The sequence below is a fragment of the Lacipirellula limnantheis genome (assembly GCF_007746075.1).
GTDB lineage: Bacteria > Planctomycetota > Planctomycetia > Pirellulales > Lacipirellulaceae > Lacipirellula > Lacipirellula limnantheis.
In genome coordinates this window covers 1,704,735-1,722,299 of the sequence record NZ_CP036339.1, presented here as the reverse complement: position 1 = coordinate 1,722,299, position 17,565 = coordinate 1,704,735, and the positions used below count along the sequence as shown (strand labels likewise).

The window sequence follows — 17,565 nt, the reverse complement described above, 5'->3', positions numbered from 1 at the left end:
GGTGTCCTGCCCGCCGGTGTTAGCCCTCGACGGTGGGCAGGCCCCCCGACTTTTGCACCATAAGGTTGCCCGATGTTTCGCCGCTGGATTGCCAAGTACGCCAACGAACGTCTGCAAGAGCAAGTCGATGGGCTGACCGCCGAGCTTGCTACGGCGAAGGCGACGATGGCCATTCAGCTGGCAGAGCTTCAGGCGATGGCCGGGGTGATTGCCCGCGACCGCGAACGGGTCAAAGCCGAGCTAGCCGCGTACGCCCGCCAGCGGGCCGAGTGTGAGGGCACGAATGGACGTACTTAGTCAGGCCTTTGCCGATGCTGATCGCAGCTTCATGGCCGCCAGTAAGGCCGTAGGCAGCAGCGTCCCGCGTTCTCTGGTTGGGGGCATGCCGAGCATCGGGGCCTTCTCTTCATCGCTAAGCAAAGCCAGCGAACAATACCAGCACTACAGCGGCTGGGCCTACGTCGCCGTTCGTGCCATCGCCAGTCGCATCGCCGGGCAAAGCGTCTGCGTCGGCCGCGTCGGAACGGCTCGCAAGCCGGGCCGCAAGCTCACCCTGCCTCAGTCGTTCAAGAGCATCGATGAGCTTATTGAGCCGCTGGCGTCGCATCCGTTCCTGACCGCCGTCGCCGCTCCGAATCCGTTGCAGACGCAGTGGAGCTTGATCTATAGCAGCGTCGCCAGCATGCTGCTCACGGGACGTTCGTGCTGGTGGCTGGTGGAAGAGAACGGCGAGCTGCAAATCTGGCCGATCCCGTCTCATTGGATCGAACCGGCTGATCGCATGCGGTCCGGATGGAAGCTGCGACCGCCGGGACTTGGCCAAGCGTTCGACGTGCCGGCAACCGATATCATCCCGTTCATTCTGCCTGATCCTTCGAACCCGCTAGGCTTGGGCGTTTCGCCGCTGCAAAGCCAGGCCATGGCCGTGGCGACCGATGAAGAGATTCAGAAGTCTCAGTTCGCCGCGTTTCAGAATGGCGTCTTCCCGTCGCTGGCGTTCAAGATCGGCACACTACCGGGCATGGCTCCGGGCCAGCCGGGTGATAAGCCGATCCTCACGGCGGAGCAACGCATCGAATTGGTTAGTGCGGTCAAGCGACTGTACACCGGCGGCAGCAAGGCCGGGGAACCGCTGATCCTGGACGGCCTGATTGAATCGGTCGACAAGATTTCCAACTTGCCTGAAGAGATGGACTATCTCGACAGCGGCCTTCAGACGAAGAACCGCATCTTGCAAGCCTATGGCGTCAATCCGGTAGTCGCCGGGCAGCTTGAAGGTGCGAACCGGGCAAGTAGCTTCGTCGCGTCGATGCACTTCGCCGAGAGCACTTGCAATCCGCTGATCGAACAGATTTCGCAGACCCTCACGCGGTTCGCCTGCCAGAGATTCAGCACGCCGACGCAAAAGCTGGTTGCTTGGGTCGAGCCGGTGAAGCCTAACGATTCCGAGATGCGGCTGAATGAGTGGAAGGCGGCCCTTGCTGCTGGCGTGGTGTCGCCCAACGAATTCAGACAGGCGGTGCTTAATATCGATGCCATGGCGGGCGGCGACGTAGTTCGAGACGCTCTGGGCAACCCTATGCAGTCCGGTTAGCTGCTTGCATGCGACGTTCGCGAGCTATGGCGATTGCAAAAAAGACGATCCAGTACAGAGGCACTGCGAACGTGAGGAACGAAAGCCCGTAGTAGTAACTCCAGGTGGTCATCCCGCCTTTACCGCCGATTATCAATGGCCGGTCGCTAAAGCCGAACGCCTCTGGCCTGCCTCCTAAGTAAACCCCTGCGACGCGGAGTGCTGCGAAAAGCAGGAATCCAAAGATCGCAGCAGCGGCGTAGGGGATTGATACCGTCTTTCTTCCAAGTGGCTTGGAAACCTTCTGATCGTCGCCTTGGTCAATCGAATGATCCATGCAACAAGTCTAATTGCAAGCTGGCTGAAGCAACACGGTGCGGCCGAGCGGTCGTTCGGCAGAGCCCTGCAAAGATACTTCGCCGAGCAGGCCGATCGTACCGCCGAGACCATCCGCGAAAACTTCCCCGGTGCTCTGCCCTTCCCCAGTCAGATGCCGCTGATCTTCGACGCCAACGCCGAACATGAGAAGCTCCGGCCGATCGTCAGGCGGAATCTCGCCGGCTTGTTGATCGTCGGTGCCAAGGCCGAAGCACAGGCCGTACAGCGTCGCCTGGAGGGCAAGGCGTACGGAGATGACTTCGCAGACGTGGACCTACCACCGGAGACGCTGGCGGGCCTCAGGCGAGCCCTGGACGAACTTGAGGGCCAAGACTACTGGAAGAAAATCCAGAGCGAGACTGAAGCGAATCTCACGAGCATCATCGAACAGGCGATTATCGACAAAGCCGACAACTATCAGCTGGGCATGAGAATTCGGGAGCACTTGGGCGGCATGCCGGCCAACAAGCGAGCCCAAAAGATTGCCCGGACTGAGACCACCGGAGCGATGAACGCCGGCCACTTCGCCTACATGGATTCGCTAATTGAGGAAGGCATCGTCACCGGCAAAGAGTGGAACGCCATCGGCGATTCAGATTGCCGCGACTCTCACGCGGCCCTTAGCGGCAAGGTTGTTCCTGCCCGCGAGATGTTCATCGTCGGAAGCTCGCCGGCTCCCCATCCGGGTCACTGGTCGCTGCCAGCCAAAGAACGGGTGAACTGCCGCTGCGTGGTGCTGTCGGTGTTCTCAGGAACCGCCTTCGATGTTGGAATACCCGACGGCGAAAATGTCGACGTTAATGGTGCCGCTGCCGCTTATGGCAATGTTTGACGTGTTGATGATCGTCCAGCCGCTGCCGGGAGCCGTGACCAGCAGACACCCGCCGGGCGGAATCACGGTGCCGTCTTGAACGCCGCTGAAGTTCGTTGAATCGACCGTGACCGAATCGCCGACGCCAGTCGCCTTATTGGCGATGATAAGGCCCTGAATCTTCGAGAATCCGCGACTGACGCCGTACTCATCGACAAAAGCGGACGTGCCGCCGAGCGAAACAGTCCCAGCGACTGCCCGATTCCGGGCGAAAATCAAGTCGATCAGGTTTGGCCCGGTGTCGAGGAATTGGAACTTCAGGACGTTATCGACCTGCGTACGAGTCGTGTTGATCTCGTCGTTTCGATCGTACAGCCCTTGGATGCCGGCGGTGATGGTCGCTTGTGCTGAGTATGTAGTTGCCATGCCGCCAAGCTATGACAACGGTGAAATTGGAGCTAGAGCGGCTTCGCACCTAAACTCAATCGCCCCCAGCCTCCCGGCCGGGGTCAGTCCCTACGACGGGCTAAGAGTGCGATACAACCTATCACGATCAAGACAGGGACGGACCAGAATGCCAGGAAGATTACCCTGTCCCAGAACTGCATGGCGAACGTGGTGATTTCCATACCCCAATTGTAACGCCGCCGAGGCCAGTTCTACAGAGTCACCGCCATCCCCAGCAGCCCAGCCACGACCGTCGTAGCGATGATCGCCGAGCGGATCGTGAAGCGTCGGCCGAGTCTTAGGGAGCCTACGCCAGCGAGGGCGAAGATGAGGGCGGGATACCAGAGGGGGAAATAGATTCTATCTCCAACTCTCCCAAACGAGCCTGTGTATCTAAAAGATTTATTCCAATCCTGAATGGTTTTAACGTCTTTCGTTTGCACGTGTCGCCAGGTAGAGCGACTTTGGCTTTGTTTCGCAGCAATTGCGTTCGACACAACGCGTATGTCGATTCGCCCGCTCGACAGGACTGCTCGCGCAGGGCGACCAAGGGTGAAAGCGGTGGGTGCAACTAGCATGTCCCACGTCGTCGTACTACGCCACCACAACGCCAAACAGCCGACGCTCGCCGCGAAGCAAACGGTCGCCAAGGCGTAGCGGAGGTAGGTGAGCATCGCCCCATTCTATCCCCGATTCCGGGACTGCACGTAGAGCGGCTCAGCTAGAATGCCCAAGGATACTTGCTCTTCAATGCGGCCTTCGCGGCCTTGTGGCTCTCAACCAGTTGTGCGAACTGTTCGCTGCGGGCGTTGATGTGGTTGCCGGGTTTCTTTGCGAGCCACTCGCTGTCAACCACGAGGTCTGGCTTAAGGTAAACCGTCCGGGTGGTACGGCCAACGATCCTGAGCCCCGCATTCACATGTGCTACGTCTTGGCGATAACGGTCGATCGCATCGGCGACAGCCTTATCCGCTTCATCGTCGGGATTCCAGATTCCGGACGTAAGTGCTCCCGTCAGTTGGACATCATGGAAGCTCTCGGCTGGAAACCTAGCATCGATCGTTCCAGCTATCCTCTCTTTAATCGTGTCATCACCGGCTTCAATAATTTTTTCGTTGAGATTCAGCTCTCGAATTACGCTCCGGATAGAGTTCTGCCACTGTCGCCCGGATGATACTTTTTGCCAGCCGTACGTCGCCAGCAAGCCGCCGCCGCCGACAAGTAGCGTCCCGAGCATTACGAACAACGCACCAATCGTGGTCTGAGTCATTGTCGCCTTTCAGTTAAGAGAGCTTAACCGTTGGCTGATTCGCCGTCGGTGCATCAATCTTGCCCTGCACCTGCTAAAAGCGGTGACGATCTAAGTCGTTGCCGATATTGGCGAGCCTTAACCCCATCCAGAGGACGATTAAGAGTGACAAAACCAGCACGATCCCATTTGCAATGATCCCGATTTTTCTCAACTTCGCATTCGTTGAAAATAGTGCAGCCACGAAGCCCCCGAGCGAAACGGGTACCGCTAAACATGACATCGGGGTGAAGCAGAGCCCCACGGTCAGCAGCCCCATCGACATCGCACCCGCGACTGTGCCGGCAGTTCCCCAGTTATCTGCCGCCTGCGTTTTCTTCGACGGCTCGAAAACGAATTTTGCCGCGGCGGTCGCGTGTTCTTTTCCCTTACGCACCATGTCGTCGAACTGCGACGAATCAAATTGTGGTGGACTGTAGTCGCTCCAGTCTGGCTCTGACTGGCGAGGGGGTGGCGGAGGGCCTGTTCCAGGCGGCGGGGGAGGGGGAGATTGGAACTCGTTCTTACATCCGGGACAGCTAACTATTTTCCCGGCCAGCGTCAAAGGGATTGAAAACAATATTCCGCATGCGGGACATCTACTTTCAACCTGAAACGACGCCATAGAGCATTCCTAATCACTTGGGGCAGGTGTCAGACTTACGAGTTTAGCAGCGGGTGTCACTGACACCAGTTGCCAACGGCTTTCACCGGTTTCGGCCGGTTTTCGATTTTCGGGCCGTTCGCGGCAGAGCCTAGAAAAGCCGAGAAAACGCGAAATTCTGGGGCGTTTTCTCTCATTATGAGTCCCCTGCTCTAACCGCTGAGCTACCGGACCGAAGTTCCTTTAGCCTATTCGGTTGCGTAAACGCCGGCAACCTCGGGCCTGAGGGTCCAGGGGCACTAAGGATGCGTGAAGGACGGCGACGCCTTTGTCTCTTTCCTGTTACGCAAAGGAGGGTGGTTCCGTCCGGCGCCAATGGCCATCCTACGCGTGCCGCCGCGCGATGCTGCGAGGAGGACGCGCAAAACACCCTTTTGGAGACGAGGCATGTTCCAGACCAACGTTCGCATCGTGGTCCTGGTGCTCGCATTGCCGATGGCGACAATGGCGCCGTTTGGGAGTTCAAGGTGCAACGGCGCCGCCGCGGCGGATTTAGATCGGCCCGCGACGTTCGACCTCGGCAAGGGAACGCCGCTCGGCGTCGGGCCGGCGAAGGAACATTCCGGGATCGTCAAAAGCAGGAACTGGCCCGACCTCTTTTGGATGCACAATGACTCGGGCGACGAGCCGCGGATCTACCCGGTCCGCCGCAGCGGCGAGGTCGTACCAAGCGAGCGCGAACCCGAAAACCCCGGGGTGCAAATCGCCGGGGCCATCAACGTCGACTGGGAGGATGTCACGGTCGACGATCGCGGCCGCGTCATCGTCGGCGATTTCGGCAACAATCGGAACGATCGGCGCGACCTCGTCTTGTATGTCATCCCCGAACCGGCGCCGCAGGCCGAGCGGACGACGTTCTTCAAGCGACTCTTCTTTCGTTACCCGGGTCAACACGCTTTTCCCGCACTAGCGAACGACTTCAACTACGACTGCGAAGCAATCTTCACGATTGGCGACGCGATTTTTCTTTGCTCCAAGCATCGCAGCGATACGCTCACGAAGCTCTATCGGCTCGATCCTGAATCGAAGGAGGAAGTTCAGACCGCCGAGTTAATCGACTCGTTCGACGTCCACGGCCAAGCGACCGGGGCTGATGCGACGCCCGATGGCAAGCAGATCGTCATTGCCACCTACGAAGATCTTTGGCTGTTCGACGTCTCCGATCCCGCAAATCCGCTGAGCGGGCCGGTGAAGCGACTGTCGTTTGAGAACGACGACGACGTCGAAGCGGTCTGCTTTGCCGATGAAGAAACGTTGATCATCGGCGCCGAAGCGGCGGGGAAGATCTACGAGGTACCGCTAGCGGCGTTCGTCGAATACAAACCACCGCAGCATGACTGACCTGGCCTAAGCCATGTGTGATTTCGAGGCGGATTCCAGGTTGCTAAACAACCGTCGGAATTGCCGTCCTTGCACTACCGCCGCGGTCGTGGCGTCGTCGTCCTCGATAATCAGCAGGTCGCCGGCCACCAATTTGCCCGCAGAGGCGTTTTCGACCTCCGCCTGCCGGATTTCGTGCAGGCGAATTGGCGGCTCCAATAGTGCGGTCCCAGCGGACGCCGCGGCGCTCACTGCCGCCGGTTTCGCCGCGGCGCTCTGACGCCCTGTCGGCGACGGCTTGCTCGTCGCCATTTTCACGCACCGGTGCAACTCGCTGGCGAAAGCCCGATCGAGTCGATTGATCACTTGCGGCGCCGATCGCAGCAGTTCCGACTCAAACGCGGCGTATGGATCGAGTACGATCTCTTCTTCCTCGAATGGTTCGTCGAACGGATTCGACGCTGCCGGTTGGTCGGGCTCCTCTGCGGGCGCAGGCTCTGGAGGATCTGCCGCTCGCAGTTCCAAGGCGCCGAACTCTGCGAAGTGGTCGAAGCTGTCGAGCAGATACTCCGCTGCGTCCAGGGTGACGTCGAGAGGGTCGACTTCGAGGACCTGCCTCCCCGACCGGCCGGAGGCGATCGGAATCGACGCCGGCATCTCGTCATCGGCATCCTCGTCATCGGCCGGCGACTCATAGCCGAAGGCGGCGCCATCGAGTTCGCCGAATTCAATGACTGAGCTGCCAACCGCAGCGTCTTTCCTCTCGGCGCCGTCATGATTCCAGGGCGCCGGTAGCTGCTGCAGGTCCGACCAGGCCTGTTGCACGAGCGTCGCGTCGAGCGGGCGACAGCCGGTTTCCTCCGCCATCCACCACAGTTGATCGCCCAGCTGATTGACCACGCGCGGCACTCCGCCGGTCGCCGCGTAGATCGCTTCGAGTGCGTCGGCGGCGAACAGCCTCTCGGGCTTCATTCCCACGGCCGCAACTTGGGAGCGCACATACTGCAGCGTCTCCTCGCGACCGAACGGAGCCAGGTAACAGCGGGCGGCAATCCGCTGGCTGAACTTCTCCAGCCCCGGCTCGGCGAACCGTTCTTCTAGGATCGGCCCGCCGGCGAGCACCAGGCTCACCAGCGGCATTCCTTCGGCGGCGACGTTGGTGAGAACGCGCAACTCCTCCAGTAAGCGGACGGGAAGCGAGTCGGCTTCGTCAACGAACAGCACCAGGCGTCGCGGGCCCTCTTTCCCGCGGAGATGTTGCTGAATCGAGAGTCGTAGTTCGCCTTCGTCCATGCCGCGATAAGGGAGGCCAAGCTCGCAGAGAATCATCTGCAGCAAGGCTCGCCGAGTACAGAGCTGGGCGCCTGCCAGCGTGACGACCGCCACGCGAGGCGCGAACTGCTCGGCGAGCACCGCCAACAGGAGCGATTTGCCGGTCCCCGCGCCGCCGACCAAAATCGCAGGCCCTTCGTTTCGCGCGATGGCGCGTACAATTCGCAACCGCGCCTCTTCAATGGCTGCGGCCGCGAAGTAACGTTTGGGGCTGGGCGCCGAGAGAAAAGGGCGCCGCTCTGCGTTGGTCGTTTGCTGGGTCATCCGTGGTATCCTATCGCTGCGTCGCACTGGGCCGGTTCGGCTGGCGAGATCGGGGCGGGCGATCTCAAGATGGCCGGCGGAGTGCGGCGGTGCTTCCTGTGAAGTTGACCTTCCGTGGCGTTTGATCGGCGCCCGGAGTAAGCTGGCTTCAAGTGATAGCGGAAGTTTGCCTGCTAGGAAGATTCGGCGGATCGTAGCGGCTGCTGGATTGGGGCGGAGAGAATGGCTTGGCGAACCAGCTAGCGTGTCATCCTGAGCGGAGCGAAGGATCTGGCGTGACGAACGCGATTTCTAGATTCTTCGCTACGCTCAGAATGACGGTCGCCACCTCATCGCCACTGACAACTGACTAACGCAAAATGTTTCGCATCAAGATCTGCGGCATTACGAACGTCGAAGACGCCATCGCCGCGGTCGATGCTGGCGCCGATGCGATTGGGCTGAATTTTTATGAGAAGAGCCCGCGCTGCGTCACCATTTTTGAAGCGAAGTCGATAGCCGAAGAAGTCGAATATCCCGCGTACTCACAGCCGCGATCAACGGGTGTTTTCGTTAACGCCGAGATCGAAACGATCAGACGCGTCGTCAACGAGATCGGGATTGCGAACATTCAATTGCACGGCGATGAATCTCCTGACTACATGGCGGAGATTCCAAAAGTTGCAAGAAGAGCGGCTCGCAGAGGCAGTCGGGACGTCCTGGTAACACATCGTTGCAATGTTATTCGCGCTTGTCGTTTTGATGATCGTGGCGTGGCTGCGATTGCTAGCGACGTCAATGCTTGTGAGATAGCCGGTCGTCGCCCAGCCGCCGTGCTCATCGACGCTTTCACGCCCGGTCGTTACGGCGGGACTGGTGAGACGGTTTCTTGGGTGGGATTGGTAGATCATCGAAAATGGCTGGGAGACACGCCGCTGATCCTTGCCGGCGGGCTCACCCCCGACAACGTCGCCGAGGCGATCCGCATCGTGCGGCCGATGGCGGTCGATGTGGCCAGCGGGGTAGAGTCTTCGCCCGGGAAGAAGGATCCTGTGAAGGTCCGGGATTTTGTCGCCGCGGCGAAAGCAGCGTTCGAGTCGCTTGAATCTTAAGTTGGGGGTTTGGCGAAGCCTCCCTACGGGGGGGAAACCTGAACGCTCCGGGAGCTTACGCGCCCGGCTCGCCAGTCGCCGTCGGCCCGCCACTGGCTAGGCGGCGAGCGAATTCGCCATTAGACTCTACATCTATGTCGTCACGCCTCGCCGCCGCCAATGTGCGGAATTAGTGGACGTCCGTCCACTCACGCCATACCCCGTCGTCGACCCGTTGCCGACGGCCATTTGATACTTTCACAGGAGTGAGTTTAACGTGTCCCAGGTTGCCACCGAACGTCTGCCGTACAAGGTGCTGGATTGTTCCCCCGAGCAGTTTGAGAAGCTCGCCAAGTGGGGCCGCCAAGAGATCGAACTCGCCCAAAACGAAATGCCGGGCCTGATGGCTCTGCGCGAAAAGTACGGCAAGTCGAAGCCGCTCGCAGGGGCTCGCATCGCCGGTTGCCTCCACATGACCATCCAGACGGCGGTCCTTATTGAGACGCTGGCCGAGCTGGGCGCCGAGGTCACCTGGAGTAGCTGCAATATCTTCAGCACCCAGGATCACGCCGCTTGTGCGATCGCCAAGGCGGGCTTCGCCGTTTACGCCTGGAAGGGGATGACCGAAGAAGAGTTCGATTGGTGCATCGAGCAGACCCTCTTCTTCCCCAGCGGCGAACCGCTGAACATGATCCTCGACGACGGCGGCGACCTCACCGCCATGGTCCACAACAAGTACCCCGAGTTTCTCGAGAACATCCGCGGCCTGAGCGAAGAGACGACGACGGGCGTCCATCGCCTCTACCAAATGCATGAACGCGGCGAGCTGAAGGTTCCCGCGATCAACGTCAACGACTCGTGCACGAAGAGCAAGTTCGACAACCTGTACGGTTGCCGCGAGTCGCTGGCCGACGGCATCAAGCGAGCGACCGACGTGATGGTCGCCGGCAAGGTCTGCGTCGTCGCCGGATATGGCGACGTCGGCAAGGGCTCGGCCCAATCGCTGCGCGGCCTCGGCGCCCGCGTGCTGATCACCGAGATCGATCCGATCATCGCCCTCCAGGCCGCGATGGAGGGCTACCAGGTCGTCACCATGGAAGAGGCCGCCCCGCAGGGCGACATCTTCGTCACGACCACGGGCTGCCGCGACATCATCACCGGCGAGCACATGGCGAAGATGAAGAACGACGCCATCGTGTGCAACATTGGCCACTTCGATCTGGAGATCGACATGGCCTGGCTCAACGGCGAAGTGAAGGCGGGGCGCGCGACGAAGGAACGGATCAAGCCGGCCGACGTCGGCGCCGTCGACAAATACACACTCAAGAGCACGGGCCGCTCGATCCTCATCCTGGCCGAAGGCCGCCTGGTGAATCTCGGCTGCGCCACCGGCCACCCGTCGTTCGTGATGAGCGCGAGCTTCACCAACCAGGTCCTGGCCCAGCTCGCCCTGTGGCAACACCCGAAGGACTACCCGCTGGGCGTCCATGTGCTGCCGAAGAAGCTCGACGAGGAAGTGGCTCGCTTGCATCTTGGTAAGCTTGGCGTGCAGCTGACGAAGCTCACGGCGAAGCAAGCCGAGTACCTTGGCATCCCGGTCGAAGGGCCGTACAAGCCTGAGTACTACCGGTATTAAGCCGTCATGCCGAATCGCCAACGCCAATCGCTGATCATATGCGGGAGCAGGTTCACCCCTGCTCCCGTAGCTCAGTGGTGAGAGCGACAGCCTTATAAGCCGTGCGTCGCTGGTTCAATTCCAGCCGGGAGCACTGGCGAGACGCTTCGCCAAACGAAGCGCCCTCCGCTTCTGTTTGCCCGATGAAGCGGAATTCTTTTGACGCTGAGTACGGGGCACGCAATGAAATGGATTGCGTTAGCAGTCGTATTAGTTGCCATCGCTTTCGCGGCCGTGCGCGCTGTGCGTTCGCGTAGTGTACCTACCTTCGCCAGCCTTAAGGAAAAAATGGCTTGGCTCGCCGAAGAAGCCGTTGATATGGCTCAGAACGAGAATGTCGACTTGGACTTCTCGACGGAGTCGATTGAGCGAGTCGAAGAGCTGCTTGCGAAACTCCACGACGAGTATCAAGCACGCGGCGACGAAAACGGTATGAACGGGCTCGCTCTTGCCTACGGCGCTTACGTCGGCGAAGCGATTCGACGTAGCGAGACCGGGGCCCACTGGGAGGAGGACAGCGATATCGCGGGCCCCGGGAGTTATCCCATCTATTGGCGAGATGGTGCTTCGTTTCCTGTAGCTTGCTGCTACAAGCGCATGAGCGATGGGCCGGAAGAGAATGTTTGGCATAAATTCCAAGTTCTCAAGCAAGGGCTCTGACTTGAGGTAGCGATCAAGTCGAGCGGCCTCCGTGTGAGCTACGCAAACACCGCGTTCTCCATCTCAACGTGCAGTACCTGCAAGCCGCCCGTCTTCGCTTGCCCCAAAGCCTCGCGCACAATTTCTGTCAATTCGCCCGGCCGGTGGCGAATCCAGATCGCAGCATTGCCTCCCCGCATGATGAGGCTGGAGTCATCAAACCCGGCTTCGTAGACCGCGTCTGCCAGGTCGTCGTTAAGGTCGTCGGCTTGAAGGATCAGATAAAATTCAGGGTTCATGGCTTCCTGCTCCCGGACAGCCGTCAACGAATTGACGAATGTCCTTAGCGTGGTTTTCTGGATTGCGAGGCGTTGACCAAATCGACTTCTTGCACTCGGCATGACCAAAGCCGCAATAAATTCGGCAGTAGGCATGGCCATTCGACATGACGATGCGCCAACCCCGTTGCTGAGCGTACTTCAAAGCGTCGCGAATGTGCTTGTTTGGATGCATTAGCCATATAGTGCCTGCACCATCACAACAGATCAAGTATACGCTGGTCGGGTCTCCGCGGCAGGGTTTCGGGGGGTCGCTAGAAGGCTTAAACTTGGCGTTCCGCTCCGGAGGCTGACGCCTCCCGGCTCGCCCCGATTCGAAGTTCGTTACATTCGTAAGACCAATCTCCATGCCCACTATCTCCGCCTTTCGCGGCATCCGTTACGACCTCGGCCACGTCGGTTCGCTGAGCGACGTCATCGCCCCGCCGTACGACGTCATCGATCCGGCGCTACAGGACGAGCTCTACAAGAAGCACCCGGCCAACGTCGTCCGGCTGATCCTCAACCGCGACGAGCCGGGCGACGACGAGCATAGCAACCGCTACTCGCGGGCGGCGCGGTTCTTGCGCAACTGGCTCCGCGAGGGAGTGCTGTTCACCGAGGGCGATCCGGCGATCTACGTCTACCACCAGGAGTTCGTCGAGCGGGGCCAAACGTTCACCCGCCGCGGCTTCATGTGCCGCACGCGGCTCGAGAAGTTTGGCGAGGGAAACATCCACCCTCACGAAGAGACCCACGGCGGTGCCAAGGCCGACCGGTTTAAACTTTGGAAGGCGTGCCGCGCCAACCTCAGCCAGATCTTTGGCCTGTACCCCGACCCCAAGAACGAAGCCCAAAACATCCTCGAGGCCGCGATCGTCGGTCAAACCCCGCTCATCGCGACCGACCATCTTGGCACGATTCACCGCGTCTGGCCGGTGACCGACATCAGCATCATCAACCAGGTCTCGGCCCTGCTGGCCGGCAAGCCGGTTTACATTGCCGACGGGCACCACCGCTACGAGACGGCCCTGAACCTCCGCGACGACCTCGCCGCTGAGTTGAACGAGCGCGGCGAAGAACTCTCGCCGGAGCACCCCGCGAACTTCGTGCTGATGATGTGCGTCTCGATGAGCGACGAGGGAATGCTCGTCCTGCCGACGCACCGCCTGTTCCGCGGCCTGCCGGCGATGACTGCCGACGAGCTGAAGGCGAAGCTGGGCGACGCCTTCGACACGGAGCCTGCCGGGAGCGGGCCCGATCGGGCGATCACGCTATGGGAGGAGATCGAAGCGGAAGGCGAACAGGAAACGCTCGGCCTCTACACCGCCGAAGACGACCGATGGACGTTGGCCCGCCTGACCGAGGCCGGGCGGTCGCGGATGGCAGAAATTTCGGCCGACCACTGCGAGGAGTGGCAGGGGCTGGGGGTGAGCATCTTGCACCGGCTGCTCGTCGACACGCTGCTCGCCGCACCGACCCTTCCCGCACCGAAGTACGTCCGCACGCTCGACGAGGTCCCCGTCGGCCTCCGCGAGGGAGACGCCGCCGGTCGCGACCTCACCGGCCAGGAGGGGAGCGGCGGCCGCTTCGAACTCGCCGCCCTGGTGATGCCCGCCACCGTCGAACACATCCGCGCCATCTCCAATGCCGGTGAACGGATGCCCGCCAAGAGCACGTTTTTCTTTCCGAAGCTGCTGAGCGGGTTGGTGATCAATCCGCTCGAGTAGCATCGCGCTCTGTGCGGCGCAAATTCCAAAGGCGAGCCGAGGGGTTCATCCCATCGGTCCTCCAGCTTCAGGCCTCCGTCGAAACGTTCCACGTGAAACATCCGTCAAGACGCCGAGAGTCTTCGGCGTCGCCAATGTTTCACGTGAAACGCCCCCCGAAGACCAACCAGCCGCCCTGCCGTTTCACGTGAAACAGCCTTCAGCGTCGAGTTGCTCAAGCCGTGCTGCTCGCTTTGTAAGTGCCCAGAAGAGACACAGCAGGCAAAGTTGCCATGGCAGCCAGACGCCGATGCCAACGAGCTCGGCTGGCCCCAACAGCCCGCATGCTTGCAGGACAGCCAAGGTCGCGGCAAGCCAAGCGGTCGTTGCGAGCATCGCTCGAATCGAAATCTGCCACCGCGGCCGTGCCGCTCGGCCAGCGATCATCGCCGCCGCATCGCGTCGTGTCATCAGGTAGGCGCCGATCTGGCCGAGCGCAGTGGTCGTCATCGGGCCCAGGATAAACACGAAGATGCCGCCTCCGGCTGGGTCTCTCCATAGTGCGTTCCAGACTGGGGCCGTTGAAAGGAAACCGACGATGCCGCCAAAGCATGGGGCGGCCAGCGGGTGGCGCCATGTGCCAACGATTGTCCGAACGGCGATCGCGAACGGCGCCGCCAGAACCACGCTTACGACGCCCGCAATGCAGAATCCGTAGATGGCGCCAACAATGAAGAAGGGCAGGCCATAGGCGGTGCCAGCCAGCGTGACGCCCGCGATTGCCAGCAGCCAATACGAGACGGCGGCACTGCCAGTCTCCTCATCCAATCGGTCCGATAACTCGCGATAGCGCGGGTCGCTACGCCAATGGGGCGTCTGATCGATCTCCCAGATCGTTTCAGTCTCCTCGAAAGGCGACGAACTGGCGATGGTCACCGGCCGCAGGTCGGGTACGAACTCTCGGGCTGGTTGGGCGTTCGCCAACGAGTTGTGGCTCATCGCATGCCTCCGAATGGTCCGGGCCGGCCAGCGCGTGAAGCAGGGAAATCCGTTGCTATCATCCTAACCGCGGGTCACGGGAGGGGTTAACTGCCGTTGCGGCGGGTGAAGGCGTTTCTACAATCCTGACCGCTGCGCGCCGCAGGGAGAAACCCCGCGGCTCGCTTGGGCGATTTATTTGGCTCCTGACTCCTCGCCCCGAACCCCAACGCCTGAACCCTCCCGCCCATGCCCCGCGTCATCTGCATCGCGAACCAGAAAGGGGGCGTCGGCAAAACGACGACCGCCCTCAACTTGGCATGCGCGATCGCCATGGCCGGCGACCGCACGCTGCTGGTTGATCTCGACCCCCAGTGCAACGCCACGACGGGCCTCGGCCTCATTCCCGACGCCCGCCATGCACTAGTCGATTCCCGGCCGCTACGGGAGTCGTTCAAAGAAACCTACCTCCCCAACCTCTCGCTCCTCCCCGGCGCGCGCAGCTTTGAAGACGTCGACGCTCTGGCCAACTCCTCCGACTCGCGCTCGCTGATGCTAGCAACCCACCTTTCGGGAAGTCTGGGGTCATTCGACTCGGTGCTAATAGATTGTCCCCCCTCCGTCGGCGCACTGACGCGTACCGCGCTCGCCAGTGCTAGCGAAGTCCTCATGCCGATCCAGTGCGAATATTTCGCGATGGAGGGTCTCACCCAAATGATCGAGGTAATCAAACAAGTGATTGGCCGGTCGAATAGCCGATTACAGTTCGGGGGAATTCTCCTCACCATGTACGACGCGACCTTGGAGCTTACGTCCGAGGTCGATCGGGAGGTGCGGGACTTCTTCGGGGGGATCGTCTATTCAACCGTGATTCCACGGGATGCAGCCGTCTCCGAGGCGCCCAGCCACGGACAGTCGGTCATCGACTACGCTCCGCGATCGCGGGGGGCTCGCGCCTACGTGGAACTCTGTCAGGAGGTACTGGAGCGTGTCTAAGGAACGTCGTTTGGGCCGGGGGTTGGAAGCGTTGTTGGGCCGCAGCTTCGAAGCTCAATCGCAGGATGCCCCTGTCGGGGAACAACAATACGAATCATTCGAAGCGGCGCCCCAATTCGACTCGGGAAGCTATCAGTCGCATGCTAGCACCGACGAGAACGTCACCCGCTCGGCCGACGGCCAGCAGTGGCTGGGGCTCGTCTCGATCGACCGCAATCCTTACCAGCCGCGCACCAGCTTCGACGAAGCCGAGATCGCGGACCTCTGTGATAGCATCCGCACCCACGGCTTTCTGCAGCCGATCATCGTCCGTCCCTTCAACGGGCGGTACCAACTGATCGCCGGCGAACGCCGCCTCCGCGCCGCTCAGATGGCTGGGTGGGAACGGGTCCCCGTTCAGATCCGAGAAGTCCCCGATCAGCAGATGGCCGAGCTGGCCATCGTCGAAAACGTCCAGCGCAAAGACCTCAACCCGATCGAAAAGGCCGCCTCGTTCAAACGGTACATGGATGAGTACAGCTGCACGCAGGAAGAGGTTGCGAACCGCGTGAGCATCGATCGCTCGACGGTCGCCAACCTGCTGCGCCTGCTCGAACTTCCCGAAGAAGTGAAGGCGATGCTCTGCCGCGGCGACCTCACCGCCGGCCATGCCCGCGCCTTGTTGCCACTGGGCGACGAGCACGAGCAAATGGAATTCGCTCGTCGAATTCAGAAAGAATCGCTGTCGGTTCGCGCCGTCGAGCAAGCCGTCTCCGAACACATCCGCCGCACCGACGGCGAGCCGCTGTCGATCGTCGACGCCGAAGGCAACAGCCGCCCCTCGCCGCTGCAGCCGGGGCAGCACATCCGCGACATGGAAGAACAGCTGTCGCTGGCCATGGGCGCGAAGGTCGAGATCAAGCAGTCGGCCAAAGGCCGCGGCCGGATCACGATCCACTTCGCCAGCCATGAAGAGTTCGATCGGTTGCGGTCGAGCCTGAGCCAGCAATCGGCGCCGCAACAGACCGGGACGTTTTAGGCGACGGTTCGAGTTCGACGATTTCCCCAGAATCAAAGCGGGGGCGAAGCAGTTCGCCCCCGCCTTTTTTGTTGCCGCAACGGCCGAACCTGTCAACCCGCCGAACCTGTCACCCCGCCGAACCTGTCACCCCGAGGTACTCCGAGGGGTCCGGCCAGCCCGCCGTACTAGCGTGAACAATCGCTAGGCCACCCCTACCCCGTCCACCCCGCGTTGCCCTCCCCCGCCCGGCTGGCTACCATACGGGATTGCGAAATTCGGGGCGTAGCTCAGCTTGGCTAGAGCGCCTGGTTTGGGACCAGGAGGTCGCAGGTTCGAATCCTGTCGCCCCGACTTGCATCTCGCCCATTTCTTCATATGGGCGAGCACCCGCATAAAGCGGGATGTTCAATCGGGGATGTGCTTGTCACTCTTCTTTGCTGAGCAGCCACTCGGCTGATAAGCTTCGCACGACGTATAGTCCCCTAATGTCTCTCGCTGAGGAAGAAATCACTGCTTCTACCTCACTTGGCTTAAGCCGATGAAAAGCTTCGCTCAGTCCGAGTTCGGCTAGTCTCAATTGGTATGCACGATTAAGAGATTCTTGCCCCTTCGTTTGAATCGCCCCAAACTGAACCTGATTCCTCACCGTAAGGCAGAACGCACAGTAATCGTCGATCTCCTTTTTGCGGGCGTAGCCGGGCACTTGAAATCAATTCGTTGACGTTCGGCTGAAGCAACCTGAGATCGTCTGTCAACACTCCGGGATCAATGAACATCGTGTGGTGTGGTTTGTCGAATAGTTGAATCGCCCATCCCAAGAAATAAGCAGCCTCTCCTCGCCAAACTGCTTCTGTCTCGAATTCTTGCGGTAACTCGCCGTGTGGCGTGTTCAGAATCTCGCGATGAAATTCTTCAACATGGTCGCCAAGGTTTAATTGTTCGAGCCAAGGCAGCAACCGTGAACAAATCTCGCTACTTCGTGGATGCTCGGTCACTTCTAGAGATGCCCGAAAGCCAAGCGTTCCGAAAATGATTGCTTGAATGGCAACTTCATCGCTAGATCGATGCATCTGAGCCCTCTGAGATAATCCGCAATCACACGCA

At 60.5% G+C, this 17,565-nt stretch carries 18 protein-coding genes and 2 tRNA genes; 12 read left to right on the top strand and 8 right to left on the bottom strand.

All coding sequences use genetic code 11. The features are described 5' to 3' along the window. Positions 1–72: 72 nt before the first annotated feature. Positions 73–297: a hypothetical protein gene (locus I41_RS06650; protein ID WP_145431804.1), complete on the top strand. Its 225-nt coding sequence runs from the start codon at positions 73–75 to the stop codon at positions 295–297. Then, entirely contained in the window at positions 284–1,594 is a 1,311-nt protein-coding gene (locus I41_RS06645; RefSeq protein ID WP_145431803.1) for a phage portal protein, read from the top strand. Before I41_RS06650 ends, I41_RS06645 begins: the two co-directional genes overlap by 14 nt. On the opposite strand, the gene I41_RS06640 is transcribed toward I41_RS06645, so the two are convergent. Further along, positions 1,578–1,910 carry a hypothetical protein gene (locus I41_RS06640; RefSeq protein WP_145431802.1) on the bottom strand — a complete coding sequence of 111 codons (333 nt, stop codon included), beginning with the start codon at positions 1,908–1,910 and terminating at the stop codon, positions 1,578–1,580. The two genes, I41_RS06645 and I41_RS06640, sit on opposite strands and share 17 nt — an antisense overlap. On the opposite strand from I41_RS06640, the gene I41_RS06635 reads away from it, so the two are divergent. Then, positions 1,902–2,783, top strand: coding sequence for a phage minor head protein (locus I41_RS06635; protein WP_145431801.1), 882 nt, complete (start codon positions 1,902–1,904; stop codon positions 2,781–2,783). The genes I41_RS06640 and I41_RS06635 overlap by 9 nt on opposite strands. Here the strand turns inward: I41_RS06635 and I41_RS06630 are convergent. The 3 genes from I41_RS06630 to I41_RS06620 all read right to left on the bottom strand — a co-directional run bounded on the left by I41_RS06630 (position 2,700) and on the right by I41_RS06620 (position 4,897). After that, entirely contained in the window at positions 2,700–3,188 is a 489-nt protein-coding gene (locus I41_RS06630) for a hypothetical protein (protein WP_145431800.1), read from the bottom strand. The genes I41_RS06635 and I41_RS06630 overlap by 84 nt on opposite strands. A gap of 742 nt (positions 3,189–3,930) precedes the next feature. After that, a complete protein-coding gene (locus tag I41_RS06625) occupies positions 3,931–4,479 on the bottom strand; it encodes a hypothetical protein (protein ID WP_145431799.1) in 549 nt (182 codons plus the stop codon). A 73-nt stretch (positions 4,480–4,552) separates the two neighbouring features. Next, positions 4,553–4,897 (bottom strand): hypothetical protein, encoded by a 345-nt coding sequence (locus I41_RS06620; protein ID WP_145431798.1) that lies wholly within the window; start codon positions 4,895–4,897, stop codon positions 4,553–4,555. Positions 4,898–5,548: 651 nt separating this feature from the next. Here I41_RS06620 and I41_RS06615 point away from each other — a divergent pair. Continuing rightward, positions 5,549–6,502, top strand: coding sequence for a hypothetical protein (locus tag I41_RS06615; RefSeq protein ID WP_145431797.1), 954 nt, complete (start codon positions 5,549–5,551; stop codon positions 6,500–6,502). A gap of 6 nt (positions 6,503–6,508) precedes the next feature. Here I41_RS06615 and I41_RS06610 read toward each other — a convergent pair whose 3' ends face one another. Then, entirely contained in the window at positions 6,509–8,077 is a 1,569-nt protein-coding gene (locus I41_RS06610) for an ExeA family protein (RefSeq protein ID WP_145431796.1), read from the bottom strand. A 359-nt stretch (positions 8,078–8,436) separates the two neighbouring features. Between I41_RS06610 and I41_RS06605 the strand changes: the two genes are divergently transcribed. From I41_RS06605 to I41_RS06590, 4 genes are all read left to right on the top strand, one after another. Continuing rightward, positions 8,437–9,168 (top strand): phosphoribosylanthranilate isomerase, encoded by a 732-nt coding sequence (locus I41_RS06605; protein ID WP_145431795.1) that lies wholly within the window; start codon positions 8,437–8,439, stop codon positions 9,166–9,168. Positions 9,169–9,424: 256 nt separating this feature from the next. After that, complete coding sequence (gene ahcY / locus I41_RS06600) at positions 9,425–10,783, top strand: adenosylhomocysteinase (RefSeq protein ID WP_145431794.1); 1,359 nt, start codon at positions 9,425–9,427, stop codon at positions 10,781–10,783. A gap of 60 nt (positions 10,784–10,843) precedes the next feature. Further along, positions 10,844–10,916 (top strand) — tRNA-Ile (locus tag I41_RS06595). Positions 10,917–11,110: 194 nt separating this feature from the next. Further along, entirely contained in the window at positions 11,111–11,482 is a 372-nt protein-coding gene (locus tag I41_RS06590; protein WP_145431793.1) for a hypothetical protein, read from the top strand. 38 nt (positions 11,483–11,520) lie between these two features. On the opposite strand, the gene I41_RS27100 is transcribed toward I41_RS06590, so the two are convergent. Further along, on the bottom strand, positions 11,521–11,895 hold the full coding sequence (locus I41_RS27100; protein ID WP_168206737.1) for a hypothetical protein: 375 nt from the start codon (positions 11,893–11,895) through the stop codon (positions 11,521–11,523). A 251-nt stretch (positions 11,896–12,146) separates the two neighbouring features. On the opposite strand from I41_RS27100, the gene I41_RS06575 reads away from it, so the two are divergent. Continuing rightward, the gene (locus I41_RS06575; protein WP_145431790.1) at positions 12,147–13,508 is read left to right on the top strand and encodes a DUF1015 domain-containing protein; all 1,362 of its coding nucleotides are present in this window, start codon (positions 12,147–12,149) and stop codon (positions 13,506–13,508) included. Between the two features lie 183 nt (positions 13,509–13,691). Here I41_RS06575 and I41_RS06570 read toward each other — a convergent pair whose 3' ends face one another. Then, entirely contained in the window at positions 13,692–14,486 is a 795-nt protein-coding gene (locus I41_RS06570; protein ID WP_145431789.1) for a hypothetical protein, read from the bottom strand. 228 nt (positions 14,487–14,714) lie between these two features. Between I41_RS06570 and I41_RS06565 the strand changes: the two genes are divergently transcribed. The 3 genes from I41_RS06565 to I41_RS06555 all read left to right on the top strand — a co-directional run bounded on the left by I41_RS06565 (position 14,715) and on the right by I41_RS06555 (position 16,812). Continuing rightward, positions 14,715–15,461, top strand: coding sequence for a ParA family protein (locus I41_RS06565; RefSeq protein ID WP_145431788.1), 747 nt, complete (start codon positions 14,715–14,717; stop codon positions 15,459–15,461). Beyond that, on the top strand, positions 15,454–16,479 hold the full coding sequence (locus I41_RS06560; RefSeq protein WP_145431787.1) for a ParB/RepB/Spo0J family partition protein: 1,026 nt from the start codon (positions 15,454–15,456) through the stop codon (positions 16,477–16,479). The genes I41_RS06565 and I41_RS06560 overlap by 8 nt, the downstream gene beginning before the upstream one ends. Positions 16,480–16,737: 258 nt before the next feature. Beyond that, positions 16,738–16,812 (top strand) — tRNA-Pro (locus I41_RS06555). A gap of 239 nt (positions 16,813–17,051) precedes the next feature. Here the strand turns inward: I41_RS06555 and I41_RS06550 are convergent. Then, on the bottom strand, positions 17,052–17,531 hold the full coding sequence (locus I41_RS06550) for a hypothetical protein (RefSeq protein WP_145431786.1): 480 nt from the start codon (positions 17,529–17,531) through the stop codon (positions 17,052–17,054). Between the last annotated feature and the right edge of the window lie 34 nt (positions 17,532–17,565).